This is a genomic window from Tsukamurella sp. M9C, from assembly GCF_020169415.1.
Classification (GTDB): Bacteria; Actinomycetota; Actinomycetes; order Mycobacteriales; family Mycobacteriaceae; genus Tsukamurella.
Genome location: NZ_JAIULG010000055.1, coordinates 11169 through 33642 on the forward strand (window position 1 = coordinate 11169; position 22474 = coordinate 33642).

General features: G+C 71.9%; 25 protein-coding genes. 11 read left to right on the forward strand and 14 right to left on the reverse strand.

Annotated features, from left to right (window positions below; all coding sequences use genetic code 11):
• The first annotated feature begins 88 nt into the window (after positions 1 to 88).
• Genes LB823_RS20255 through LB823_RS20265 form a run of 3 tightly spaced genes read left to right on the forward strand, consistent with a single transcriptional unit; the run spans position 89 to position 3410 of the window.
• A complete protein-coding gene (locus LB823_RS20255; protein ID WP_224650724.1) occupies positions 89 to 1045 on the forward strand; it encodes an alpha/beta hydrolase in 957 nt (318 codons plus the stop codon).
• Positions 1042 to 2667 carry an NAD(P)/FAD-dependent oxidoreductase gene (locus LB823_RS20260; protein ID WP_224650726.1) on the forward strand — a complete coding sequence of 542 codons (1626 nt, stop codon included), beginning with the start codon at positions 1042 to 1044 and terminating at the stop codon, positions 2665 to 2667. Before LB823_RS20255 ends, LB823_RS20260 begins: the two co-directional genes overlap by 4 nt.
• Positions 2664 to 3410, forward strand: a complete 747-nt coding sequence (locus LB823_RS20265; protein WP_224650728.1) for a glucose 1-dehydrogenase — start codon at positions 2664 to 2666, stop codon at positions 3408 to 3410. The genes LB823_RS20260 and LB823_RS20265 overlap by 4 nt, the downstream gene beginning before the upstream one ends.
• A 26-nt stretch (positions 3411 to 3436) precedes the next feature.
• On the opposite strand, the gene LB823_RS20270 is transcribed toward LB823_RS20265, so the two are convergent.
• Genes LB823_RS20270 through LB823_RS20280 form a run of 3 tightly spaced genes read right to left on the reverse strand, consistent with a single transcriptional unit; the run spans position 3437 to position 6374 of the window.
• A complete protein-coding gene (locus LB823_RS20270; RefSeq protein WP_224650731.1) occupies positions 3437 to 4705 on the reverse strand; it encodes an MFS transporter in 1269 nt (422 codons plus the stop codon).
• Between the two features lie 33 nt (positions 4706 to 4738).
• Positions 4739 to 5629 carry a LysR family transcriptional regulator gene (locus LB823_RS20275; protein ID WP_224650734.1) on the reverse strand — a complete coding sequence of 297 codons (891 nt, stop codon included), beginning with the start codon at positions 5627 to 5629 and terminating at the stop codon, positions 4739 to 4741.
• Between the two features lie 22 nt (positions 5630 to 5651).
• On the reverse strand, positions 5652 to 6374 hold the full coding sequence (locus LB823_RS20280) for an SDR family oxidoreductase (RefSeq protein WP_224650737.1): 723 nt from the start codon (positions 6372 to 6374) through the stop codon (positions 5652 to 5654).
• Between the two features lie 137 nt (positions 6375 to 6511).
• Between LB823_RS20280 and LB823_RS20285 the strand changes: the two genes are divergently transcribed.
• Complete coding sequence (locus LB823_RS20285) at positions 6512 to 7507, forward strand: EamA family transporter (protein ID WP_224650739.1); 996 nt, start codon at positions 6512 to 6514, stop codon at positions 7505 to 7507.
• Here the strand turns inward: LB823_RS20285 and LB823_RS20290 are convergent.
• Positions 7394 to 8140, reverse strand: a complete 747-nt coding sequence (locus LB823_RS20290) for a bifunctional 2-polyprenyl-6-hydroxyphenol methylase/3-demethylubiquinol 3-O-methyltransferase UbiG (protein WP_224650741.1) — start codon at positions 8138 to 8140, stop codon at positions 7394 to 7396. The genes LB823_RS20285 and LB823_RS20290 overlap by 114 nt on opposite strands.
• 28 nt (positions 8141 to 8168) lie before the next feature.
• Here LB823_RS20290 and LB823_RS20295 point away from each other — a divergent pair, with 28 nt between their 5' ends.
• From LB823_RS20295 to LB823_RS20310, 4 genes are all read left to right on the forward strand, one after another.
• A complete protein-coding gene (locus LB823_RS20295; RefSeq protein ID WP_224650743.1) occupies positions 8169 to 9410 on the forward strand; it encodes a Mur ligase family protein in 1242 nt (413 codons plus the stop codon).
• A 26-nt stretch (positions 9411 to 9436) separates the two neighbouring features.
• Positions 9437 to 10144, forward strand: a complete 708-nt coding sequence (locus LB823_RS20300) for a type 1 glutamine amidotransferase (RefSeq protein WP_224650772.1) — start codon at positions 9437 to 9439, stop codon at positions 10142 to 10144.
• Between the two features lie 359 nt (positions 10145 to 10503).
• On the forward strand, positions 10504 to 10785 hold the full coding sequence (locus LB823_RS20305; protein ID WP_224650745.1) for a type II toxin-antitoxin system Phd/YefM family antitoxin: 282 nt from the start codon (positions 10504 to 10506) through the stop codon (positions 10783 to 10785).
• 5 nt (positions 10786 to 10790) lie between these two features.
• Positions 10791 to 11189 (forward strand): type II toxin-antitoxin system VapC family toxin, encoded by a 399-nt coding sequence (locus LB823_RS20310; protein WP_224650747.1) that lies wholly within the window; start codon positions 10791 to 10793, stop codon positions 11187 to 11189.
• Here the strand turns inward: LB823_RS20310 and LB823_RS24145 are convergent, their stop codons facing one another.
• Genes LB823_RS24145 through LB823_RS20340 form a run of 6 tightly spaced genes read right to left on the reverse strand, consistent with a single transcriptional unit; the run spans position 11190 to position 14350 of the window.
• Positions 11190 to 11714 (reverse strand): methylated-DNA--[protein]-cysteine S-methyltransferase, encoded by a 525-nt coding sequence (locus LB823_RS24145; protein ID WP_224650749.1) that lies wholly within the window; start codon positions 11712 to 11714, stop codon positions 11190 to 11192.
• A gap of 1 nt (position 11715) precedes the next feature.
• Positions 11716 to 12204: an SRPBCC family protein gene (locus LB823_RS20320; RefSeq protein WP_224650751.1), complete on the reverse strand. Its 489-nt coding sequence runs from the start codon at positions 12202 to 12204 to the stop codon at positions 11716 to 11718.
• A gap of 9 nt (positions 12205 to 12213) precedes the next feature.
• Complete coding sequence (locus LB823_RS20325; RefSeq protein ID WP_224650753.1) at positions 12214 to 12810, reverse strand: DinB family protein; 597 nt, start codon at positions 12808 to 12810, stop codon at positions 12214 to 12216.
• 33 nt (positions 12811 to 12843) lie between these two features.
• Positions 12844 to 13392: a uridine kinase gene (locus LB823_RS20330; RefSeq protein WP_224650756.1), complete on the reverse strand. Its 549-nt coding sequence runs from the start codon at positions 13390 to 13392 to the stop codon at positions 12844 to 12846.
• A 3-nt stretch (positions 13393 to 13395) separates the two neighbouring features.
• The gene (gene recR, locus LB823_RS20335) at positions 13396 to 14049 is read right to left on the reverse strand and encodes a recombination mediator RecR (protein ID WP_224650758.1); all 654 of its coding nucleotides are present in this window, start codon (positions 14047 to 14049) and stop codon (positions 13396 to 13398) included.
• 10 nt (positions 14050 to 14059) lie between these two features.
• Positions 14060 to 14350 carry a YbaB/EbfC family nucleoid-associated protein gene (locus tag LB823_RS20340; RefSeq protein WP_224650774.1) on the reverse strand — a complete coding sequence of 97 codons (291 nt, stop codon included), beginning with the start codon at positions 14348 to 14350 and terminating at the stop codon, positions 14060 to 14062.
• 70 nt (positions 14351 to 14420) lie between these two features.
• On the opposite strand from LB823_RS20340, the gene LB823_RS20345 reads away from it, so the two are divergent.
• Positions 14421 to 15287: an Rv3717 family N-acetylmuramoyl-L-alanine amidase gene (locus LB823_RS20345; protein WP_374201361.1), complete on the forward strand. Its 867-nt coding sequence runs from the start codon at positions 14421 to 14423 to the stop codon at positions 15285 to 15287.
• A 24-nt stretch (positions 15288 to 15311) separates the two neighbouring features.
• Here the strand turns inward: LB823_RS20345 and LB823_RS20350 are convergent, their stop codons facing one another.
• Positions 15312 to 16070: a pseudouridine synthase gene (locus LB823_RS20350; RefSeq protein ID WP_308011475.1), complete on the reverse strand. Its 759-nt coding sequence runs from the start codon at positions 16068 to 16070 to the stop codon at positions 15312 to 15314.
• 217 nt (positions 16071 to 16287) lie between these two features.
• Positions 16288 to 16737: an SRPBCC family protein gene (locus LB823_RS20355; RefSeq protein ID WP_224650762.1), complete on the reverse strand. Its 450-nt coding sequence runs from the start codon at positions 16735 to 16737 to the stop codon at positions 16288 to 16290.
• 135 nt (positions 16738 to 16872) lie between these two features.
• On the opposite strand from LB823_RS20355, the gene LB823_RS20360 reads away from it, so the two are divergent.
• Positions 16873 to 18324, forward strand: coding sequence for an FAD-binding oxidoreductase (locus tag LB823_RS20360; protein WP_224650764.1), 1452 nt, complete (start codon positions 16873 to 16875; stop codon positions 18322 to 18324).
• A gap of 1 nt (position 18325) precedes the next feature.
• Positions 18326 to 19627 carry a class I SAM-dependent methyltransferase gene (locus LB823_RS20365; protein WP_224650766.1) on the forward strand — a complete coding sequence of 434 codons (1302 nt, stop codon included), beginning with the start codon at positions 18326 to 18328 and terminating at the stop codon, positions 19625 to 19627.
• Between the two features lie 4 nt (positions 19628 to 19631).
• On the opposite strand, the gene LB823_RS20370 is transcribed toward LB823_RS20365, so the two are convergent.
• Both LB823_RS20370 and LB823_RS20375 read right to left on the reverse strand, forming a co-directional pair.
• Positions 19632 to 19886: a hypothetical protein gene (locus LB823_RS20370; RefSeq protein WP_224650768.1), complete on the reverse strand. Its 255-nt coding sequence runs from the start codon at positions 19884 to 19886 to the stop codon at positions 19632 to 19634.
• Positions 19887 to 20071: 185 nt separating this feature from the next.
• Complete coding sequence (locus LB823_RS20375; protein WP_224650770.1) at positions 20072 to 22357, reverse strand: DNA polymerase III subunit gamma and tau; 2286 nt, start codon at positions 22355 to 22357, stop codon at positions 20072 to 20074.
• Positions 22358 to 22474 lie beyond the last annotated feature (117 nt).

The following is a 22474-nucleotide window of genomic DNA, read 5'->3' on the forward strand; positions in this document are numbered from 1 at the left end:
ACATTCCTGCTACCTTCGATTTCGCTAGACACTGTGTCTAGTGACACGACTCGACGTCACCAAAGGCGTCCCGTCAGAGAGGACGACGATGTCTCACCCCTACGACCCCGAGGTCGCCCCGGTCATCCCCTATCTGCCCCGGGTGGACGTCGCCGACGTCGACGGGACCCGCGCCGGCCTCGCCGCCGCCGCGTCGGCCGCACCGTCGTTCGAGCCCGGCCCGGGCGTCCGCATCGAGGCGCGCACGGCCCCCGGGCTCGACGGTGCGCCGCCCGTGGACGTCTACGTCGTCACCCCCACGGCGCCGGCCGACGGTCCGCGCCCGGCCCTGGTGTGGCTGCACGGCGGCGGCTTCGTCATCGGCGACGCCGCCGAATCGCTGCCGTTCCTGTGCCGGGCGGCGCAGGAGGCGGGCACCGTCGGCGTCTCGGTGCAGTACCGGCTCGCCCCCGAGACCGCCTTCCCCGGCGCCTTCGACGACGCCCGCGCGGCGCTCGCCTGGGTCGCCACCAAAGCGGGCGAGCTCGGCGTCGACGCCGGCCGGATCGCCGTCGGCGGCCAGAGCGCGGGTGGTGCGCTCGCCGCCGGCCTCGCCCTGCACGACCGCGACACCGGTGCCCGGCGGGTCGCGTTCCAGCTGCTCGACATCCCCGTCGTCGACGACCGGATCGACACGGAGTCGATGCGCGACTACCCCGATGCCCTGCTGTGGCACCGGCGCAACGCGGAGCTGAGCTGGGCGGGCTACCTCGCCGGCGCCCCCGCCACGCCGTACGCCGCCCCCGGCCGCGAGACCGACCTGCGCGGCCTGCCCCCGGCGTTCATCACCGTGAACCAGTTCGATCCGCTGCGCGACGAGGGCCTCGAGTACGCCCGCCGGCTCGCCCACGCCGACGTCCCCACCGAGGTGCACATGTACGCCGGGACGTTCCACGGCTCGTCGGGAGTGGCCGTGTCCGCCGCCGTCTCGCAGCGCCAGAACTCCGACCTCTGCGCGGCACTCGCCCGCGCCGTCACCGCCATCGCCGAGGAGGCACACGCATGAACCGAGACGTCGACGTCGTCGTCATCGGGGCCGGGTTCGCCGGCCTCTACGCCCTGCACGCCCTGCGGGAGCAGGGTTTCACCGTCGCCACGTTCGAGGCCGGCACCAGCGTCGGCGGAACGTGGTTCTGGAACCGCTACCCCGGCGCCCGCTGCGACGTCGAGAGCCTCGACTACCAGTACTCGTTCAGCGAGGAGCTCGCCACCGAGTGGACCTGGACCGAGCGCTACGCGCCCCAGCCCGAGATCCTCGCGTACGCGGAGTGGGTCGCCGACCGCCTGGATCTGCGGCGGCACATCACCTTCGAGACCAGGGTCGACGGTGCGCGGTTCGACGAGGAGTCGTCCACCTGGCGGGTCTCCACGTCCGACGGTGCCGTCACCACCGCCCGGTTCGTGGTGACCGCCGCCGGGTCGATCTCGGCGACCAGCGTCCCGCCGTTCGCGGGCGCCGAGTCCTTCCGGGGCGAGACCTACCACCCCGGCCGCTGGCCGGCGGAGGGCGTCGACTTCACGGGCAAGCGCGTTGCGGTCATCGGCGTCGGATCGTCCGGCGTGCAGCTGATTCCGCACCTGGCCGACGCGGCCGGGCACCTCACGGTCTTCCAGCGCACCCCGGCGTACACGGTCCCCGCGCGCAACCGCGCGCTGTGCGCCGACGAGATCACCCTCGCGAAGAAGAATCACGCGGTGCTCGCGGAGCAGAAGCGCCGGACCTTCTCCGGCATCAATCTCCCGATGACCGGCGACGCCATCCTCGCGACGCCGGAGCCCAAGCGCACCACCGTCCTCGAGCAGGCGTGGAAGCTGGGCGGGAACCTGTTCCTCACCGCCTTCTCCGACGTCCAACTGGACTTGGACGCGAACGAACTGATGGCCGCGTTCGTCCGCGACAAGATCGCCGCCGTGGTCGACGATCCCGCGACCGCGCGCGCCCTGACGCCGACCGACTATCCGATCGGCGGCAAACGGATCGTGACCGATACCGACTTCTACGCCACGTTCAACCGCCCGAACACCGACGTCGTGAGCCTCCGCGAGGACCCGATCGTCGAGATCGTCCCGACCGGTGTGCGTACCGAGTCCGGCCTCCACGAGGTGGACGTGATCGTCTACGCCACCGGCTACGACAACCTGACCGGCGCCCTGACCCGGATCGACTTCCGGGGCCGGGACGGCGTCTCGCTCAAGGACTCCTGGGCCGACGGCGCCCACACCTACCTCGGCCTGGCGACGTCCGGGTTCCCGAACCTGTTCACCATCACGGGGCCGCAGAGCCCGTCGGTCCTGGTCAACATGTTCGCCGCGATCGAGCAGCACGTCGAGTGGATCGTGCGCTGCCTGACCGACCTGCGCGAATCCGGTGTCGTCGAGATCGAGGCACTGCCCGAATCCGAGCGACAGTGGGGCGAGCAGGTCGAGGCCGCGATGGCGATGACGCTCTACAGCAAGACCAATTCCTGGTACCGCGGTGCCAACATCGCGGGTAAGACACAGCAAGCACTCATGTACTGCGGCGGACTGGTCGACTACCGCGACCGGTGCGATGACGTGGCGGCCGACGGCTACCGCGGCTTCGTCCTCACCGACGCAGCGGCTCTCACGGAAGAGGAAGTGGCGTGACGGATCGTCTGGCCGGGAAGGTCGCCCTGATCACGGGCGGCGCAATGGGAATGGGTGCGGCTCACGTCCGCGCGTTCGTCGCGGAGGGCGCGAAGGTGGTCGTCGCGGACATCGCCGACGACACGGGTCGCGCGCTCGTCGCGGAGCTCGGAGACGCCGCGTCGTACGTCCACCTGGACGTCACCGATGCCGCCGGCTGGGAGGCCGCGGTGAACCACACCGTCGAGACCTACGGCCTGCTGAACGTCCTCGTGAACAATGCGGGCATCTACAGCATCGGCCCGCTCGAGGACTACACTCCGGAGCAGTGGAACCGGACGATCGCGATCAACCTGACCGGGCCGTACCTGGGCATGCGGGCCGCCCTGGCCGCGCTGACCGCCGCGGCGCCCGCGTCGGTGATCAACGTGTCCTCCACGGCCGGAATCCAGGGCTACACGGGCTATCACGCCTACAGCGCCTCGAAGTGGGGCCTGCGCGGCCTCACCCGATCGACGGCGATCGAGTTGGCGGAGCGCGGGATCCGGGTCAACTCCGTGCACCCCGGAGCGATCAAGACGCCGCTCATCACGTCCATCATGGAGGTGAGCGACGAGGACACCACGGGCAACACGCTGCACCGCTTCGCCCAGCCCGAGGAGGTGTCGGGGCTCATCGTGTACCTCGCCTCCGACGAGGCGTCGTTCGTCAACGGCGGCGAGTACGTCATCGACGGCGGCCACAGCGCCGGCCGCGAGATCTGACCCGCCCCTGACACGCCGTCGCCGGATCACGATCCGGCGACGGCGTCCTGTCGTTCCGGGATCGGCCGTTCCCCGACGGTCCTATCGCCACCGGCGATCACGCCGCAGAGTAGAAGCGGGATCAGCAGCACCAGAAGGGTGATCAGCGGGAGGGTCCAATCCCCGCGCACGCCGTGCAGGACGCCCATGAGCATCGGCCCCCAGGCGGCGAAGAGGTAGCCCACGGTCTGCGACATCGCCGAGAGCGAGACCGCCTCGGACGTGGTGGCGGCGCGCAGGTTCATCATCGTGACCGCGAGCGAGATCATCGCGCCCAGGCCGAAGCCGACGAAGATGTTCGCGATCCACGCGCCGAGGCCGTTCCCGAAGGCGAGGACGCCGAGGACGCCGACCCCCTGCAGCGCGACGGCCGCGACCGCGACGATCCGCTGCTCGCGGCGCCGCGCCGCCCACTGCGGGAAGGTCAGCGCGGTCACCACGCTGAGCAGGCCGCCGATCGCGAGCATCGCGCCGCCGGCCTCCGCGGACATCCCGCGGTCGCGGTAGATCGTGGGGATCCACCCGATGAGGGCGTAGGCCTGCAGCGACTGCAGTCCCATGAACCCGGTGACCGCCCACGCGACCGGGCTGCGCAGCACCGTCCGGGCCGCGCCGCGGGCGTCGGCACCGTCGTCCTCGGGGACGGTCCGGCGGAACCTGAGGTACCGCACCGTGACCACGACCAGCAGCGCGGCGGCGACCAGCGACGGGATCGCCCAGAGGGCGAGCGAGCCGCGCCAGCTGCCGCCGAGGGCCGTCGCACCGGGAACCGTCAGCGCCGAGGCGAAGCCGGTGGAGAGGCAGACCATCGAGGTGAACAGGCCCGTCATCAGTCCGATGCGGTGGGGGAAGAAGATCCGCACGAGGACGGGCCCGAGCACGTTCCCCAACGCGATGCCGGCGCCCGCGAGCATCGTGCCGCCGAGCAGGACGGCCCAGCTCGGCGCGATCCGCAGGGCGCTGCCGATCGCGATCATGGTGACGGCCACCGTCGCCACCACGACCGCGGTGTAGCGGCGGGCCAGGCGCGGTGCGGCGGCCGAGAACAGGCCGAGGCAGATCACGGGGCCGGTGGTGAGCAGCGCGACCTCGGCGCCGCTGAGGCCGTAGGCGTCGCGGATCTCGTCGAGCACCGCGGACGAGCTGCCGAAGATCAGGCGCAGGCAGATGCCCATCGTGATCAGGGCGGCCGCGCAGGTCAGGACGCCGACGGCCCGGAGCGGGGCGGGGACGGGGTCGTGCGGGTGCGACGTCATCCCCGGAATCATGGGATGACTTTGACGTCCGCGTCAACTCACCGCCGCGACCTCCTCGTCGAGCGCGCGGAGCACAGCGGCCACCGCGGGCCGCCGCTCGGCGCCGGGCCGGGTCGCCACCTCGAGGATGCGGGCGGCGAGGACACCGACGATCTCCAGGCTGCGCACGCCGGGATGCGTCACGGCGTGGCGCGCGACCAGCGCCACGCCGAGCCCGGCCGCGACCATCGCCTGGATCGTGTGGAAGTCGTTGATCCGCTGCACCACCCGTGGCTGCACTCCGGTGATGGTCGCGAGGGAACGGAGCACGTCGTCGACGGGGAAGCCGTCGCGCACACTGATCCAGTCCAGATCCGCGAGCTGCGCCGCGTCGACCCGGCCGGCCTCCGCGAGCGGGTGGTCGACCGGCACCACCAGGTCGATCGGCTCACGCATGAGGACGCGGGAGGCGATCCGGGGCCCGCCGAGCGGCGCGGCCCGCTCGTCGCGGTGCGCGACCACCACGTCCGCGTCGGCGAGCATCGCCGGCAGCTCCGTGCCGGGCAGGTCGGCGTCCGCGGCGGCCACCTGGATGCCCGCGGCGGCGGTGCGGCGCAGCACGCCGGGCAGGAGGAGTTCGGCCGCCGACGGGAAGAGCGTCAGCCGGACCACGCCGATCGGCGTCGAGCGGTAGCGGTCCATCTCCGCGCGCGCCCGGTCCAGTTCGCCCAGAACGGATTCCGCGCGGACCACGAGCGCCAGCCCGGCGTCGGTGAGGCGCACGCGGCGACCGTGGGGCTCGAGCAGGTCGACGCCCGCCTCGCGCGCGAGCACCTTGAGTTGCTGGGACACCGCCGACGGCGTCATATCCATCGCCCGGGCCGTCGCCGCGACCGTGCCGCGATCGGCGAGCTCACGCAGGATCCGCAAGCGGTGCACGTCCATGCGCACCGAGAGTACGCGGGGCTCAGCGCAGGGCGTACCCGCCGTCGACGTACAGCGTCGAGCCCGTCGTGTAGGTGTTCGTGAACAGGTGGACCACCGCGGCGGCGATCTCCTCCTCGGTCCCCGGCCTCCCGAGCACGGCCTCGCGCTCAATGTGCGCGAAGGCCGCGTCGCGCACCTCCGGCGGCCTGCCCGCCCAGAGATTCCCGTCGACGGTGCCCGGCGCGATCGCGGTGACGCGCACGGGTGCCAGCTCGACGGCCAGGCCGCGCGCGAGGCCCTCGATCGCGGCGTTCGCGGCGACGTACGGCGCCGCCGGACCCGCGGGACGCACGCTGGCCGCGCCGGAGGTGAGCACCACCGCGGCGTCGGCGGTCAGCTTCGGCAAGGCCGCCTTGACCACGCGATACTGGCCCCAGAACTTCGATTCGAAGGGACTGCGCGCGTCTTCGACGGAAAGGTCCCGGAACGACCCGACGGTGTAGGTGGCCGCCGTGGTGAACAGCGCGTCGACCGCATCGATCCCGGCGAAGAAGGCCCCCACCGACTCCGGGTCGGCGGTGTCGACCGTCCGCGCGGTCGCGGCAGGACCGAGCTCGGCGACGGCACCGTCGAGCCGCTCCTGCGAGCGTCCCCCGAGGACGACCCGGGCCCCCTCCGCGACGGCGAGACGGGCAACGGCCAGGCCGATTCCGCTGCCTCCCCCGATGAGGACGACGGTGCGGTCACGCAGTGCGAAGGTCATGCCGCGAAGCTAGCGACCCACCCCAGCGCGGGGCAGTGCTGCGCGCCGCGTGATTCCAGATCCGTGTAGCGCCGCTACATGGACACTCAAGAAGTATTCGATTGTTCTTCCTGTCCGGGGCCGGGACAGTGGAGTTCATGAGCCCCCGTCACCGCCTCGTCGCCCTCACCGTCGTCGTGCTGTGGGGTCTCAACTTCCTCGCCATCCGCTACAGCCTCGACTACTTCCCGCCGCTGTTCCTCGGCGCGCTGCGGTTCCTCGTGCTGGCGCTCCCCGTGCTGCTCTTCGTGCGACCGCCGAAGGGACCGGTCAAGTGGCTGCTGCTCTACGGCATCGGGTCGGGCACCTTCCAGTTCGGCCTGCTGTTCACCGCGATGCACATCGGCATGCCCACCGGCCTCGCCTCGCTGGTGCTGCAGTCGTCCGCTCCCTTCACCGTGCTGCTCGGTGCCGTGCTGCTGCACGAGAAGCTGACCGTCCGACAGATCGCGGGCATCGGGATCGCCGTCGTCGGCATGGGCCTGATCATCGCCGACCGCGCGGACGCCGCGGCCGGGGTCGGGGTGCTCGGCGTGATCCTCACCCTGCTCGGCGGGCTCAGCTGGGCGTTCGGCAACATCGGACAGCGGCTGGCGGCACCGTCGGAGCCCTTCCGCTTCACGCTCTGGATGTCGGTCATCCCGCCCCTGCCCATGCTGGCGCTCAGCGCGGCGGTCGAGGGCCCCACGATCGGCTGGAAGGCGCTGGCCCACAGCCTCGACGGTGTCGACGGTCGCCTCGCCCTCCTGGGCGTCGCCTACATCGCCATCCTGAGCACCGTCGTCGGGTACGGGCTGTGGGGCGCGCTGATGGCCCGCTACCCCGCCTCGACGGTCGCGCCGGCGACGCTCCTCGTTCCCGTCGTCGGCATCGCGGCGAGCGCGGTGGTGCTCGGCGAGCACCCGACGGCCCTCGCCCTCGGGGGCGCCGCGATCGTCATCGCCGGCTGCCTGCTGGGGATGCTGCGCAGGCCCGCGCCGCTACCGCTCGGCGATGAGCGCGATGGTGCCGGCGGCGAGCTCGACGTCGCCGTCGCCGATGACCTCGGCGAGCGCGGCGCGCAGGGCGACCCGGCGGTCGTCCGGCAGGGTTGAGTGGCCCGAGTAGGTGAAGACGAGGTCCAGCCACCGGTCCTTCTCCTGCGTCTCGGTCCACGAGTCCTCGCGCTCGGTGACGGTGAAGCCCGCGGCCTCGAACCGGCCGCGCAGCTCCGCCATCGCGAACATCTGGTCGTGGGCGGTGCCCGCGCCCGCGGCCTCGACGTTGACGTAGTCCTCGCTCGCGGCCCGCAGATCGTCGTTCGACGGTGCCGTCGGGCGCAGCTTGTTCCACAGCAGGACGACACGGCCGCCCGGGTTGAGCAGGCCGGCGAGCCGCGGGACCGCGGTCTCGGCGTCGACCCAGTGCCAGGACTGGCCGAAGGTCACCAGGTCGAAGGTGCGGCCCCGCGCGTCCCACTCCTCGAAGGTCGCGACCTCGGCGGGGACGCCCGACTCGCGCGCGACCGCTGCCATGGCACCGTCGGGCTCGACGGCGAGGACGTCCAGCCCGCGGTCCCGCAGCTGCCGGGCGAGGATCCCGGTCCCGGCGCCGACGTCGAGGGCGGTGCCACCGGTCGCGATCGCGTCCAGCGTGACGTCGCTGTAGCGCGGGCGGAGCCGGTCGTAGTCGTCGGCGATCGCCCCGAAGGAGAGGGCGCGGCGCCGATCTTCGTGCAGTTCAGCCATGAATCCAGCTTGCCCTATCCTGGAGCGCATGCCCGGACTCCCCCTCCGCGCCCGCGCGGCGCTGCTCGCCGCCCGATCCGCAGCCTGGGCGTCGCAGCGCGCCGGGCGCGGCAAGGGCTCGATGATCGGCGGCCTCGTCGCACTCAAGATCGAGCCGAACCTCATGTCCCGGCTCGCCGCCGGCAAGCGCACCGTCGTCGTGACCGGCACCAACGGCAAGTCGACCACCACCCGGATGACGGCCGCCGCGCTCGGCACGCTCGGCCGGGAGGTCGCCACGCAGGCCGACGGGGCCAACATGGACGCCGGCATCGTCGCCACGCTCACCGCGCACCAGCGCGCGCCGCTCGCGGCCCTCGAGGTCGACGAGCTGCACGTGCCGCACGTCCTCGACGCCACCGCCGCCGAGGCGCTGGTACTGCTGAACCTGTCCCGCGACCAGCTCGACCGGGTCGGCGAGATCAACGCCATCGAGCGCCGGCTGCGCGCGGGCGTCGACGCGCACCCCGAACTGACCGTGATCGCGAACTGCGACGACGTGCTCGTGACGTCGGTCGCGTACGACGCGAAGAACGTCGTCTGGGTCGCGGCCGGCGCCGGCTGGACCAGTGACTCCACCTCGTGCCCCCGCTCGGGCGAGCCCATCGTCCGCGACGGCGCGCACTGGTACTCGACGGGGACCGACTTCTCCCGTCCCGAGCCCGACTGGTGGGTGGACGACACCTCCATCCACGGGCCGGACGGCTTCGTCGCGCCGCTCACCCTGAGCCTGCCGGGCCGCGCCAACCGCGGCAACGCCGCGCAGGCCGTCGCCGCGGCGGTCGCCATGGGCGCCGACCCGCAGGCCGCCGTCGAGGCCGTCGGCACCGTCGGCGAGGTCGCCGGACGGTACGCGACGGTCACCGTCGGCGAGCACACCGTGCGGATGCTGCTCGCGAAGAACCCCGCCGGCTGGCAGGAGGCCATGTCGATGATCGACGGCACAGCCGAGGGCCTGGTCATCGCGGTGAACGGGCAGGTACCCGACGGCGAGGACCTCTCCTGGCTGTGGGACGTGCAGTTCGAGCGGTTCGAGAACGGCAAGGTCGTCGCCTCGGGCGAGCGCGGCGCCGATCTCGCGGTGCGGCTGACCTACGCCGGCGCCGAGCACTCGCTCGTCGCCGACCCGCTGGCGGCGATCGCCTCGTGCCCGCCCGGGCGCGTGGAGGTGCTCGCGAACTACACCGCGTTCCGCGACCTGAACACGGCTCTGGAAGGGCGGCGCGCGTGATCGACTTCTCCGGATCCGAGTCCCGGATCACCGAATCCACGCTGGTCATCGGCCTGGTGCTGCCCGACGTGATGGGCACCTACGGCGACGGCGGCAACGCCCTGGTCCTGCGCCAGCGCGCGCGCCTGCGCGGGATCGACGCCGAGGTCCTGCCGATCACGCTCGCCGATCCCGTCCCCGCGACCTGCGACATCTACACCCTGGGCGGCGCCGAGGACTATGCGCAGCGCCTCGCCACACGGCACCTCACCCAGTACCCGGGCATGCAGGAGGCCGCAGCGAAGGGCGCGCCGGTGCTGGCGATCTGCGCGGCGATCCAGGTGCTCGGCCACTGGTACGAGACGTCCGAGGGCGAACGCGTCGACGGCATCTCGCTGTTCGACCTCACCACCACGCCGCAGGCGGAGCGGTCGATCGGCGAGATCGAAGGCGTGCCGCTGATCGACGGGCTCACCCAGCCGCTCACCGGTTTCGAGAACCACCGCGGCGGTTCGGCTCTCGGCCCGGACGCCGCGCCGCTGCAGCGCGTGGTGCGGGGTACCGGCAACGGTGCGGGCGCCGCGGTCGACGGGGTGGTCCAGGGCAGCGTGCTCGGCACCTACATGCACGGCCCCGCGCTGGCCCGGAACCCGGAGCTGGCCGACCACCTGCTGTCCCGCGCGACCGGGCGGTCGCTCGAGCCGCTGGACCTGCCGGACGTGGAGCTGCTGCGTCGGGAGCGGCTGCGGAAGTAGGACCGCCGGCGCCGTCCGGGGTTCACGCGCGGTCGGCCCGGGCCTGCGGGGCAGGGGGTCTCTCCGCGCGAAGCCATGCGTGCGACGCATGGCTTCGTCTGCCCAGTTCAGCGGGCACTTGTGGAACGCGGGCCATGCGCACGACGCATGCCTGCGTCACCCGCCGCTGGATCCCGGTGGTGCCCGCGTCGCCGACGAAACATGTCGGTGCGGCGTCCTACCCCGTCTCATCATCGAGAGTTCGGGGGGGACATCGTGAGTAGAACCAGCAAGCAGCGGCGCGACGCGCGGAAGAAGCGGAATCGCGGAGCTGAGAACGGCGGAGCATGAGTAGCACAACAGGTGCTACCGTCGAGCACATGGAGCAGATCGGGGTCCGTGAGCTGCGGCAACATGCGTCGAAATACCTCGCCCGCGTGGAGGCGGGCGAGGAGATCGAGGTGACCAATCACGGCAGGCTCGTCGCCCGGCTGGTCCCGGTCAGCGAGAAGGAACGTCAGTTCCGCGAATTGGTCGCGGCCGGGAAGATCAAGCCCGCCAAGCACCCGTTCGACCTCGAGAAGCTCGTCGCGATGCGGAGGCCGCTACGGCCCGGCGAGAAGTCGCTGACTCAGATCCTCCTGGAGATGCGGGAAGAATGATCTACATGGACACCTCCGCACTGACCAAGCTCATCATCGCGGAGCACGAGTCGGACGCGCTCACCATGTGGGTCGCCGAACAAACCGAAGCGCACGAGTCGTTGACAACCAGTGACGTCGGCCGCATCGAGCTGATGCGCACGGCGGCGCGCCTCGATGACGACGAGATCTTCGACCACGCCCGATACGTCGCGAACTGGATCAACGGCGCTTCAGTGACCGAGGAGATCGTTGCCGGAGCCGAGCGCATCGGACTACCGACTCTGCGATCGCTCGACGCGATTCACCTGGCGTCGGCCGTGAGCATCCACGAGCAACTCAGTGCATTCGTCAGCTACGACAAAAGACTTCTGGACGCCGCGCGAGCGGAGGGGCTCACCGTCGTCTCGCCCGGCGCGGAGTAGTCACCAGAGCCCCAGAACTGCCTGCTCGGTCGCGAGGAGACGCATCTTGGTCTCCACGCCGCCGCCCGCGGAGAAGCCGCCGGTGCGGCCGTTCGCCGCGGTGACGCGATGGCACGGAACGACGGGCGGATACGGGTTCTCGCCCAGCGCCCGGCCTACCGCGCGGGCCGAGCCGGGAAGGCCGATCTCCGTGGCTATCTCGCCGTAGGTGCGAGTCGAGCCGGGCGGGATCCGTCGTGCGACGTCGTAGACGGCGCGCTGGAAATCGGTGAGCCCCCGCATGTCCAGGGGGACCCAGGCCAGATCGTCGTCGAGGTTCGTGCCGGAGACCAGGTCGACGACGGCCGCGATCACCCGCGCGACGGACTCCGGCGGTTCGGACGGCTCCGCGCCGTCGCCGAGATACTCCGCAGTGATCTCGTCGGATTCCTCCGGCAACCGGACGGCGGTGACGGCATCGTCGGCGCCCCAGGCGATCCCGCACCGGCCGACGGCGGTGTCGAAGAGGGCGTACCCGGCGGCCACGTCAGCCCACCTCCCGCGCGAGCAGATCGAGGTTGGCCTCCATGTAGTCGTGCCAGAGGCCGAGGCGGAAGTCGATGATCTGCGCCTCCCGCTCCGGGTGCTGCGCGATGTACTCGCTCAGCGGCGAGGCGCCGGTCCCGGCGCGCGCCCACTGCCGCACCAGCGCGCCGCCCTCGGCGGGTTCGACCTCGAATCCCCAGGTGGCCAACGGATCACCGGCCGGGCCCACGCGCCAGACCCAGCGCCGGCCGTCCTCGACCTCGGCGACCTCGGGCTCGGTGAACCACTCGCCGATCTCCGGATCGGCGTTGTAGCCACGGAACCGCGCACCCACTGCGACGCCGACGGCACCGTCGAGCCATTCGGCGCGCTGCAGCTCCCCCTCCGCCCGCGTGGGCAGCGTGATGTCCGTGACGAGGCGCCACGCCTCCTCCGGCGAGCAGGGCAGCTTCCGGGAGACCTCGATGATCGGGTGGTCGCGCAGGCGCATGCCTCGATCCTATTCCGCGGCCCGCGCGGCGGCCTCGACCTTGGCGCGGTACGCGACCCAGTCGGCACCGTCGGGAAGATTGGTGTTGCCGGGCTGGAGGCCGGCGGCGCCGTCGATCATCTCGCGGACGACGTCGGCCTGACCGGCATGCCGGTCGAGGTCGAAGAACGTGTGCATCGCGAGCCGGTGCAACGTGACCGACCGGCCGCGCTCGCCCCACCACGGCACGGTGCCGGTGGCGCTGAGGGGGAGCTCGGCGAGGGTCGCGGTGGCGTGGGCGCGGGACCGCGTGAACAGGTCGACGATCGCCTCCGTCGGCTCGTCGGCGCGCACCCACAGGTCATCGTCCGCGACGTACTCGGGCGACTCCGGATCGGGGAGGTGGGGATGCGCGAAGGGACGGCCGAAGCAGCCGCCGAGGTAGCCGGAGTCCACCATCGCGCAGTGCTTGACCAGCCCGAGGAGGTTGGTGCCCGTGGGCGTGAGGGGGCGCCGCAGGTCGTAGTCGCCGAGTCCGTCGAGCTTCCAGAGCAGCGCGTCCCGCGCCTGATCCAGGTAGCGCTGGATATCGGCCTTGAGGGCCGCCTCGCTCGATTGGACGTCCATGCTTCGACGGTGCCACAGGGCACCGACAGGTTTCTACGCCCCGACCACCCGGGGTTCGACGACGACGCAGCGATCACGCGTCCCGTCGACCGCGAACCAGCCGCGCTCGAACTCCTGCCAGCGCACGAGCTCGGCGCGCGACTCCTCGCCGTCGCGCGCGACGGCCCGTTCGAGTCGCTGCTCCGCGGTGCCGCCGTCCAGCCAGAGGCCCAGCGAGAGGCGGTCGGCGAAGGAGCGGCGCGCGCTGGAGACGCCCTCGATCACGACGAGGGACGCCCGTGGCACGCGCAGCTCCTCCCCCGGTGTCGGCACGCCGTCGCGCCAGACCATGGGGCGGTAGAAGGCGTCCCGGCCGCGGACCAGGGGTTCGATCACCTCGTCGACGAGTTGCGGCCACCACGACACCGGGTCGTCCCAGGTGGCGTAGTGGTCCGTGCGGATCAGGGCGACCCGGGCACCGTCGGCCCGGAGATCGCCCACGAGGCGTTGCGCGTACGTCGACTTGCCGGCCCCGGAGGGACCGTCGATCGCGACGATGCCCTCGGCGCCGCCCAGCCGGGCCAGCAGTTCGGAGGCCTCCATGCCTCACCCGCCCGCGGGCGGGAACTCCTCGAGCACGCGCGGCGGCTCGGACAGGGCACGGCGGCCGCTCATGGCACGGCCGAGGGTCAGCTCGTCGGCGAACTCGAGCTCGGCGCCCATCGGCAGGCCCGCGGCGGGGCGCGTGACGGTGAGGCCCGGGAAGTCCTTGAGCATCCGCACGAGGAAGGCCGCGGTGGCCTCCCCCTCGGTGTTCGGATCGGTCGCGATGATCACCTCGTCGACGTCGACCCCATCGACCGATGTGCCGAGGCGGACGAGCAGCTCGCGGATCCGCAGCTTGTCCGGACCGATCGACTTGATCGGGTTCAGCGCGCCTCCGAGCACGTGATAGAGCCCGCGGTACTCGCGGGTCCGCTCCACGGCCTGGACGTCCTTGGCCTCCTCGACCACGCAGATCTTGGAGGCGTCGCGGCGCGGGTCCGAGCAGATCCGGCACCGGGTCTCGGCCGAGACGTTGCCGCACACCTCGCAGTAGCGCACGTCGTTGCGCACGCGGGTGAGTGCGTTCGTGAGCCGGTCGATGTCGGTGGGCTGCACCCCCAGGAGGTGGAACGCGATGCGCTGGGCACCGCGCGGTCCGACCCCCGGGAGCTTGGCCAACTCGTCGATCAGCTCCTGAACGGGTCCTTCGTACACGTGCCGACCGTCAGAAGGGCAGGCCGCCGGCCAGCGGCCCCATCTTCTGCTGCGCGACGGCGGCGGTGTTCTCCGCCAGGTTCGAGAGCGCTCCCAGGACCAGGTCCTGCAGGGTCTCGACGTCCTCCGGGTCGACCACCTTGGGGTCGATGGTCACGGACTGCACCTGGCCGTCGCCGGTGCCGGTGACCTTCACGAGGCCGCCGCCGGCCTGTCCCTCGACGGTGGTGACCGCGAGTTCCTGCTGGGCCGCCATGAGCTGCTGCTGCATCGCGCCGACCTGGGCCATCAGGTCTTCCATCGAGCCTCCGGGCTGCATGCTTGTCTCCCTAACGCCGGTCACGTGACCCGCTATGTCCGATTCGTGTTACATGTGTTACCACTGTGCCGGTTGGGGCGGTACAGTGCGATCCGTGACGAACCGCCGTTCCGCCCTCCTGGCCGCGACCGTGCTCCCCGCACTGGTCCTCTCCGGCTGCACCCTCGGTGACGCCGGACAGCAGCGGAACGCGGCCGCACCCACCAGCCTATCGCCCGACGGCCCCGCCCTCGTGAACAACGCGGCGCCGCTCGCCGCCGGCGCGCTGAGTGGGAAGAAGATCTTCGTCGACCCGGGACACAACGGCGCGAACGACGCCTCGATCAACAAGCAGGTCCCGACGGGGCGCGGCGGCACCAAGCCGTGCCAGACCACCGGAACGACCAGCGTGAACGGGGTGCCCGAGCACACCTTCAACTACGCGGTGGCGTACAAGCTCTACCAGGCGCTCACCGCCGCCGGCGCGCAGGTGATGCTCTCCCGCACCGACGACACGTCCGTCGCGTCGTGCATCGACGCCCGCGCCGCGGCGGCGAACTCCTGGGGCGCCGACGCCGCCGTGAGCATCCACGCCGACGGTTCCACCCCCGGTAACCGAGGGTTTCACGTGAATCTCTCCTCGCCGCCGCTCAACCCCGTGCAGGAGACGGCGAGTCCCGCGTACGCGGCGAAGATGCGCGACGCGCTGGTCGCCGGCGGTTTCACCCCGGCGGCGTACATCGGCTCGGGCGGGCTCTACCCGCGCTCCGACCTCGCCGGGCTCAACCTCGCGACGGTGCCGTCGGCGCTGGTCGAGGCGGGCAACCTCCGCGACGCGACCGAGGCCAAGGTGCTCGAATCCGCCGACGGCCAGCAGCGGCTCGCCGACGCCATCGCCGCCGGGCTCGCCGCCTACCTGGGCTCTCCTGCGACGCGCTAGTCGTGAATCCGGCCGAATTCGGGGCTACGAAGCCTCATCCGGCTTGCTGATGCGCTGAGCCGCCGAATTCACGACCGCTAGGTCACGTTGACTCGTGTATTCGCGCTCGGTGCCGTCCACCGGATCGGCGAAGGCGAGCGTGCGCGCCAGCAGGCGCAGCGGGTCGGAGAAGTCGCCGTCCACGAACTCCCGCGGCTCCGGGTACAGCGGATCCCCCAGGATCGGCACCCCCAGGCCGGACATGTGCAGGCGGAGCTGGTGCGTCTTGCCCGTCTCCGGGCGCAGCCGGTACCGCCCGACGGTGCCGCCCCGCCCGTCCGGCACGTCGGCCTCCAGCGCGACGTGCGAACGCGCGTTCACCGGGCCGTCCACCTCGTAGGCCCGCATGATGCCGGGCGTCTTCTCGATCCGGGACTCCACGACCGTCGGCAGCGAAAGGCCGGCGCGTAGCGGCGCGAGGGCCGCGTACTCCTTGCGGGCCCGCCCGGTCGCGAACAGCTGCTGATAGGCGCCGCGCACCGCCGGGTCGCGGGTGAACAGCAGCACGCCGGCGGTGAGCCGATCCAGCCGGTGCGCGGGCGAGAGCAGCGGCTCGTCGAGCTCCCGGCGCAGGCGCACCAGGGCGCTCTGCACGACCCGCGCGCCGCGCGGCATCGTCGCCAGGAAGTGCGGCTTGTCCACGACGACGATCCGCTCGTCCTCGTACAGGATCGGCATCGGGAAGGGCACGTCGATCTCGTCCGGCAGCTCGCGGTACATCCACACCGCCTGCCGGGCGGCCACGATCGTCGCCGGGGCGAGCGTCGCACCGTCGGAGGACAGGACGCGTCCCGCCGCGCTCTCCCGCGCGACGTACTCCGCGGTGCCCGGGAAGCGGGCCTCGAGGACCTCGCCGAGCGTGCGCCCGGCCTCCTCCTCGGCGATGACGAGCCGCGTCGGGTCGACCCCGTCGCGCAGCGGCAGGGGCGCGACGGGGGTGCCCCGGTGCCGCCGCGGCCGTCTAGCCGTTGGACTCGACCTGCACCTTGAGGTTGGTGAGCAGCTCGTCGTAGATGCGCCCGAGGCCCTTGGGGGCGAAGGTCTTCTCGAAGAAGCCGCCGATGCCGCCCGCGCCCTGCCAGGTGGTGGTGATGGTGACGGTGGTGGCGTCGCCCGCGCTGTCGGCGGCGACCGCCCGGTAGGTGGTGACCATCGAGCTGTTCGCGTCGGTCTCGGTCACGGTGACGCCGTCCACGGCGACGGTGGCGCGCACGTTGCGCGAGCGCTTCTCGGTGGCCTGCAGCACCCACTCGGCGACGGTGCCGGAGCCCTGGCCGCCCTCGACGACGCGGTACTCGCGGTAGTTCGGGGGCAGGATCTCCGCGCGGCGGGTGTAGTCGGAGATGGCCGCCAGGACCTTCTCGGGCGCGGCGGCGATGGTGATGGACTTTGTGGCGGTTACCTGGGCCAACGTACTTCGATCCTCTGAGTATCGGTGCCCCCGAGCAGGTCGGAGGCGTGGATGTCGGCACCGCCGACGGGTTCGATGCCAGCCTAACCAATCCGTAACGACCCGCGCGCGTCGCGCCCGAGAGGTATAGCGTCGATGATTGTGAGTGCTCGCAACGCAACGCCGGCGCGAACCCCGACGACGGTCCCGATCGCAGGCGAAGCCGCCTACCAGGAGGGCCTCGCACGGCTCCGCGACAGCTATCGCGCCATCCCGCCGAACGCCCGGGTCCGCCTGGCCAAGAAGACCTCCAACCTGTTCCGGGCCCGCGCGGCCACGGACGCCCCCGGGCTCGACGTCTCCGGCCTCGCCTCGGTCATCTCCATCGACCCCGAGGCCCGGACCGCCGACGTGGGCGGCATGTGCACGTACGAGGACCTCGTCGCGGCGACGCTGCCCTTCGGCCTCGCCCCCACCGTCGTCCCGCAGTTGAAGACGATCACGCTCGGCGGTGCGGTGAGCGGCATGGGCATCGAGTCGAGCTCGTTCCGGGCGGGATTGCCGCACGAGGCGGTGCTGTCGATGGACATCCTCACCGGCAGCGGCGAGGTGATCACCGCGACGCCGGACGGGCCGGACGCGGAACTCTTCTTCGGCTTCCCGAATTCGTACGGCACGCTGGGATATTCGACGCGGCTCACGGTCACCCTGGAGCCCGTCGCGCGGTACGTGGAGCTGCGGCACGTGCGCTTCCACACGCTGGACGCCCTGCAGGAGGCGATGGCGGACATCGTCGACGCGCGGGAGTACGACGGCGAGCCCGTCGACTACCTCGACGGGGTGGTCTTCTCCGCGACGGAGTCGTACCTGGTCCTCGGCCGCAAGACCGACGAGCCCGGCCCGCTCAGCGACTACACGGGCCGGGAGATCTACTACCGTTCGATCCAGCACGCCGACGGGGTGAAGCGCGACCGGCTCACCACGCACGACTACCTGTGGCGCTGGGACACCGACTGGTTCTGGTGCTCCCGCGCCTTCGGAGCGCAGAATCCGAAGATCCGGCGCGCGTGGCCGAAGCACCTGCTGCGCAGCAGCTTCTACTGGAAGCTGGTGGCAATGGACCGCAAGTGGGACATCGGCGACCGGCTCGCCGCACGCAAGGGCGAGCCGCCCGGCGAGCGGGTGGTACAGGACATCGAGGTGCACATCGACGAGATCGTCGACTTCCTCGAATGGTTCTTGGACGAGATCCCCATCGAGCCGATATGGCTGTGCCCGTTGCGATTGCGGGAGCCGCTGCCGCCCGGCGCGGATCCGGACCGGCCGTGGCCGCTGTACCCGTTGGAACCCCGCGAGACCTACGTGAACGTCGGTTTCTGGTCCGCGGTCCCGAAGCAACCCGGCCAGATCGAGGGCCGGGCGAACCGCCTGATCGAGGAGAAGGTGTCGGAGTTGGGTGGACACAAGTCCCTCTACTCCGAGGCCTTCTACGAGCGCGCCGAGTTCGACGAGCTCTACGGCGGAATCCACTTGGAGAAGTACAAGTCCCGCTACGACCCGGAGGATCGTCTGCTGGGGCTGTACGACAAGACAGTCAGGAGGCAGTGAATTGACGCGATCCACTGAGCATCTCCCCAAGCTCAGCCTCGCCGAGATCATCGAGAAGGTGGCGGGCGGGAAACTCGCCATCCGGGTGAAGGCCTACGACGGCTCGTCGGCCGGCCCGGACGACGCGGTCTACGGCCTCGACCTGCTCACCCCGCGTGGAACCACCTATCTCGCAACCGCACCCGGCGACATGGGCCTCGCCCGCGCCTACATCGCGGGCGACCTGGAACTGACCGGCGCGCCCCCCGGCGACCCGTACGAGGCACTGCGTGCGCTCTCGGACGACCTGAAGTTCGCCAAGCCGGGGCCGCGGCTGATCGCACAGATCGCACGCTCGGTGGGCGCGGAGCACATGATCCCCATCGCGCCGCCGCCGCAGGAGGCGATCCCGCGCTGGCGGCGGATCGCGGAGGGTCTGCGGCACAGCAAGTCCCGCGACGCCGACGCGATCCACCACCACTACGACGTCTCCAACCGGTTCTACGAGCTGGTGCTCGGACCGTCGATGACCTACACCTGCGCGTGCTACCCGGATGCCGAGGCGACGCTGGAGGAGGCGCAGGAGAACAAGTACCGCCTCGTCTTCGAGAAGCTGCGCCTCAAGCCCGGCGACCGGCTGCTGGACGTCGGCTGCGGCTGGGGCGGCATGGTGCGCTACGCGGCCCGGCGCGGCGTGCACGCCATCGGCGCGACGCTGTCCAAGGAGCAGGCGGAGTGGGCGCAGGCCGCGATCGAGACCGAGGGCCTCGGCGAGTTCGCCGAGGTGCGCTACAGCGACTACCGCGACGTGCCCGAGGGCGACTTCGACGCGATCAGCTCCATCGGTCTCACCGAGCACATCGGCGTGCACAACTACCCGGCGTACTTCACGTCGCTGCGGGAGAAGCTGAAGACCGGTGGGCTGCTGCTGAACCACACGATCACGCGGCACGACAACAAGCTGTCGGGCAAGGGCGGCCAGTTCATCGACCGCTACGTCTTCCCTGACGGTGAGCTCACCGGTTCCGGCCGGGTGATCGCCGCGATCCAGGACATCGGCGGGATGGAGGTGCGGCACGAGGAGAACCTCCGCGAGCACTACGCCCTCACCCTCGCCGCGTGGTGCCGCAACCTCGTCGAGAACTGGGACGAGGCCGTCGCCGAGGTGGGCCTGGGTACCGCGCGCGTCTGGGGCCTGTACATGGCCGGTTCACGGCTAGGCTTCGAGCGCAACGTCGTCCAGCTGCACCAGGTGCTCGCGGTGAAGCTGGACGCGAAGGGCGGGGCGGGCGATCTGCCGCTGCGCCCCTGGTGGGACGCGTAGGGCTTCAGCCCCGGAAGTACTTCACCACGAGCACTCCGCGCTCCGGGTACAGGAAAGCCCGCACGGTGCCGGGCTCGACGGCCACGTAGGCGTCGAGCCCGGTGCTCGTGACCCCGGCACCCGGATCTCCCAGTGCCTCGGAGACGTCGGGCCGCCCGCCAGCGGGCGTATCGCCCGCCGCCGCGCGCAGTCCTCGCACCACGCCTGAGTCGTCCACGACGACCACGGCGTCGAGCCACGTAGCGTTCGGCCCGGGCACGCGCTCGTCCCCGCGGATCCCACCGACCCAACGGGCTGTGAACCGGTCGCCGATGTTCTTGACCCGCTTCTGAATCGGCGCGATATCCGTCCGGACCGTCGGTTCCGGCGCGGGGCTCGACGGAGCACATCCTGCCAACGCGGTCGCGGCCAATGCGGCCGCAAGTAGTCTCCGCGACCTCGCCATCAAATGGGACGGGCGCCGAGTTCGTTCTTGAGGAGCTCGAGGGCGATCTCGTCCGGGTCGCGGCGCGGGGCGGCTGTGCCGCCCGAGGCGGCGTCCTCCCGGTGCGCCGCGTCGATCATCTCCTCCTCGGAGATCTCCTCGACCGGTGCCGGCTCGGGGTCCGGCTCGGGCGGAAGCGGGATGTCGTCGTGGTGCGACGGTGCGCGGTTCTCCCGGCCCGCCGGCCGTGAGTCCGGTCGTTGATCGCCCGCGCGGCTGCGCCGCTCGAAGGTGGGCGGCGCCTTACGCGGCTCGCCGGACGGACGCTGCTGCTGTGCCGGCGCCGCCGCGGCCGCACCCTGCGGGCGGGCGCTACCGTCGCCGACCTCGACGTTCCACTGCGTGCCGAAGACCTCGCGGACGGCGTCGCGCAGGTTGCCGACGTGCTGCTGATCGCTGAACCTGCTCAGCAGCGCGGGAATCGGCAACGCGAGATGCAGGACGTCGCCGGCGAGGCCGAGCACCTGGACGTTCGGCATCAGCGCGAACGTCACCGTGCTGCGGTCCTTGACCGCCCGCAGCACCTTGGGCCACGCCGTGCGGACCTCGTCCACGGACGGGCCCGACGGCGCCTGCGCCTCAGCGGCGGCCGGCACGGGCTCCGGCGCCGCGACGGGCTCGGGCTCCGGGGCCGGCGGCGTGAGCTCGTCGGCACGCGGCGGCGCGGGCTCGGCCGGAGCGACCTGCGGCTCGGGCTCCGCGGGACGCGGCGGTACAACGGGTTCCGGGTCCGGCTCGGGCCGGTGCAGCACGGGCTCGGATTCGACGGGCTTCGCGGGCTCGGCCGCAGCGGCGGGCTCCGGCTCGGCCGCGACAGCCGGCGGCGTGGGCTCCGCGGGCGGGGTGACGGCGACCGGCGCAGCCGGTTCCGGGGCGACGGGCGCCGGTTCCGGCGCGCGCGGTGCCGCCGGAGCGGGTGCGGACGCAGCGGCCGGGGCCGATTCGGCCGGGGCCTCCGGCTGCCGCTGGCTGGGCCGGACGAAGCGGGACGGCGGACCGTCGGACGGCGGAGTGCTGCCGGCGGCGGGGCTCGGCGGGCCCGGCGCCGCAGCGGGCGTCGCAAGGGCGGGCGCGGCACCGTCGACGGGAGCACCCGCGGGGCGGCGCTCCAGCGCCTCGATGCGCTGCAACAGGGCGGCCTGCGAGTCGTCCGCTGCGGGGAGCAGCATGCGGGCGCACATGACCTCGAGCAGCAGGCGCGGCGACGTGGCGCCGCGCATCTCGGCGAGCGAGGCGTGCGTGACCTCGGCGCAGCGCGTGAGGGTGGCGAGGCCCAGCTTCGCCGCTTCCCCGCGCATGGTCTCGAGCACGTCCTCCGGCACGTCGATGAGGCCGCGGTCGGCGGCGTCGGGGACGGTGTGCAGGAGGATCAGGTCGCGGAGGCGCTCCAGCAGGTCGGTGGCGAAGCGGCGGGGGTCGTGCCCGGCCTCCATCACCTTCTCGACGGCGCCGAAGAGGGCCGCGCCGTCGGCAGCGGCGAGCGCGTCGACGGCGGCGTCGATGAGCGCGGTGTCGGTGACGCCGAGCAGGCCGAGGGCGCGCTGGTAGGTGACGCCCTCCGGCCCGGCGCCGGCGAGCAACTGGTCCATGATCGACAGCGAGTCACGCGGCGAGCCGCCGCCGGCGCGGATGACCAGGGGGTACACCTGCGGCTCGACCGTGACGTGCTCGGCGCCCGTGATCTTCTCCAGCAGCGGCCGCATCACGTTGGGCGCGAGCAGCCGGAACGGGTAGTGGTGCGTCCGGGAGCGGATGGTGGTGAGGACCTTCTCCGGCTCCGTGGTGGCGAAGATGAAGATGAGGTGCTCCGGCGGCTCCTCGACGATCTTCAGCAGCGCGTTGAAGCCCTGCGGCGTGACCATGTGCGCCTCGTCGACGATGAAGACGCGGTAGCGCGACTCGGCCGGGGCGTAGAAGGCGCGGTCGCGCAGCTCACGGGCATCGTCGACGCCGCCGTGGCTGGCGGCGTCCATCTCGGTGACGTCGAGGTTGCCGGGCCCGCCGGGCGCGAGCGCGACGCACGAGTTGCAGACGCCGCAAGGCGTGCTGGTGGGGCCCTGCTCGCAGTTCAGCGAGCGGGCCAGGATGCGGGCCGACGAGGTCTTGCCGCAGCCGCGGGGGCCGGAGAACAGGTAGGCGTGGTTCACCCGGCCGGAATCGAGCGCGGTGCTCAGTGGCTCGGTGACGTGCTCCTGCCCCACGACCTCGGCGAACGTCGCTGGACGGTACTTGCGGTAGAGAGCCACGGTGCCAGGTTACCGGCAGGGTCCGACAGCGGCGCAGCTCGCTCCAGCACCGTCCGCGCGTCCGCCGGGCCGTGCCGTCAAGGTCGCTCGTCGGCCTGGGGCGGGACTGAGGGGAAC

Excerpts from the sequence above, each read along its gene's own strand:
- LB823_RS20270 (WP_224650731.1), bottom strand. The coding sequence starts at position 4,705 with ATGACGTCGCACCCGCACGACCCCGTCCCCGCCCCGCTCCGGGCCGTC.
- LB823_RS20290 (WP_224650741.1), bottom strand. The coding sequence starts at position 8,140 with ATGGCTGAACTGCACGAAGATCGGCGCCGCGCCCTCTCCTTCGGGGCG.
- LB823_RS20325 (WP_224650753.1), bottom strand. The coding sequence starts at position 12,810 with ATGGACGTCCAATCGAGCGAGGCGGCCCTCAAGGCCGATATCCAGCGC.
- LB823_RS20275 (WP_224650734.1), bottom strand. The coding sequence starts at position 5,629 with ATGGACGTGCACCGCTTGCGGATCCTGCGTGAGCTCGCCGATCGCGGC.
- LB823_RS20320 (WP_224650751.1), bottom strand. The coding sequence starts at position 12,204 with ATGCGCCTGCGCGACCACCCGATCATCGAGGTCTCCCGGAAGCTGCCC.
- LB823_RS20305 (WP_224650745.1), top strand. The coding sequence starts at position 10,504 with ATGGAGCAGATCGGGGTCCGTGAGCTGCGGCAACATGCGTCGAAATAC.
- LB823_RS20255 (WP_224650724.1), top strand. The coding sequence starts at position 89 with ATGTCTCACCCCTACGACCCCGAGGTCGCCCCGGTCATCCCCTATCTG.
- LB823_RS20260 (WP_224650726.1), top strand. The coding sequence starts at position 1,042 with ATGAACCGAGACGTCGACGTCGTCGTCATCGGGGCCGGGTTCGCCGGC.
- LB823_RS20345 (WP_374201361.1), top strand. The coding sequence starts at position 14,421 with ATGTGTTACCACTGTGCCGGTTGGGGCGGTACAGTGCGATCCGTGACG.
- LB823_RS20330 (WP_224650756.1), bottom strand. The coding sequence starts at position 13,392 with ATGGAGGCCTCCGAACTGCTGGCCCGGCTGGGCGGCGCCGAGGGCATC.
- LB823_RS20280 (WP_224650737.1), bottom strand. The coding sequence starts at position 6,374 with ATGACCTTCGCACTGCGTGACCGCACCGTCGTCCTCATCGGGGGAGGC.
- LB823_RS20310 (WP_224650747.1), top strand. The coding sequence starts at position 10,791 with ATGGACACCTCCGCACTGACCAAGCTCATCATCGCGGAGCACGAGTCG.
- LB823_RS20295 (WP_224650743.1), top strand. The coding sequence starts at position 8,169 with ATGCCCGGACTCCCCCTCCGCGCCCGCGCGGCGCTGCTCGCCGCCCGA.
- LB823_RS20360 (WP_224650764.1), top strand. The coding sequence starts at position 16,873 with ATGATTGTGAGTGCTCGCAACGCAACGCCGGCGCGAACCCCGACGACG.
- LB823_RS20340 (WP_224650774.1), bottom strand. The coding sequence starts at position 14,350 with ATGGAAGACCTGATGGCCCAGGTCGGCGCGATGCAGCAGCAGCTCATG.
- LB823_RS20285 (WP_224650739.1), top strand. The coding sequence starts at position 6,512 with ATGAGCCCCCGTCACCGCCTCGTCGCCCTCACCGTCGTCGTGCTGTGG.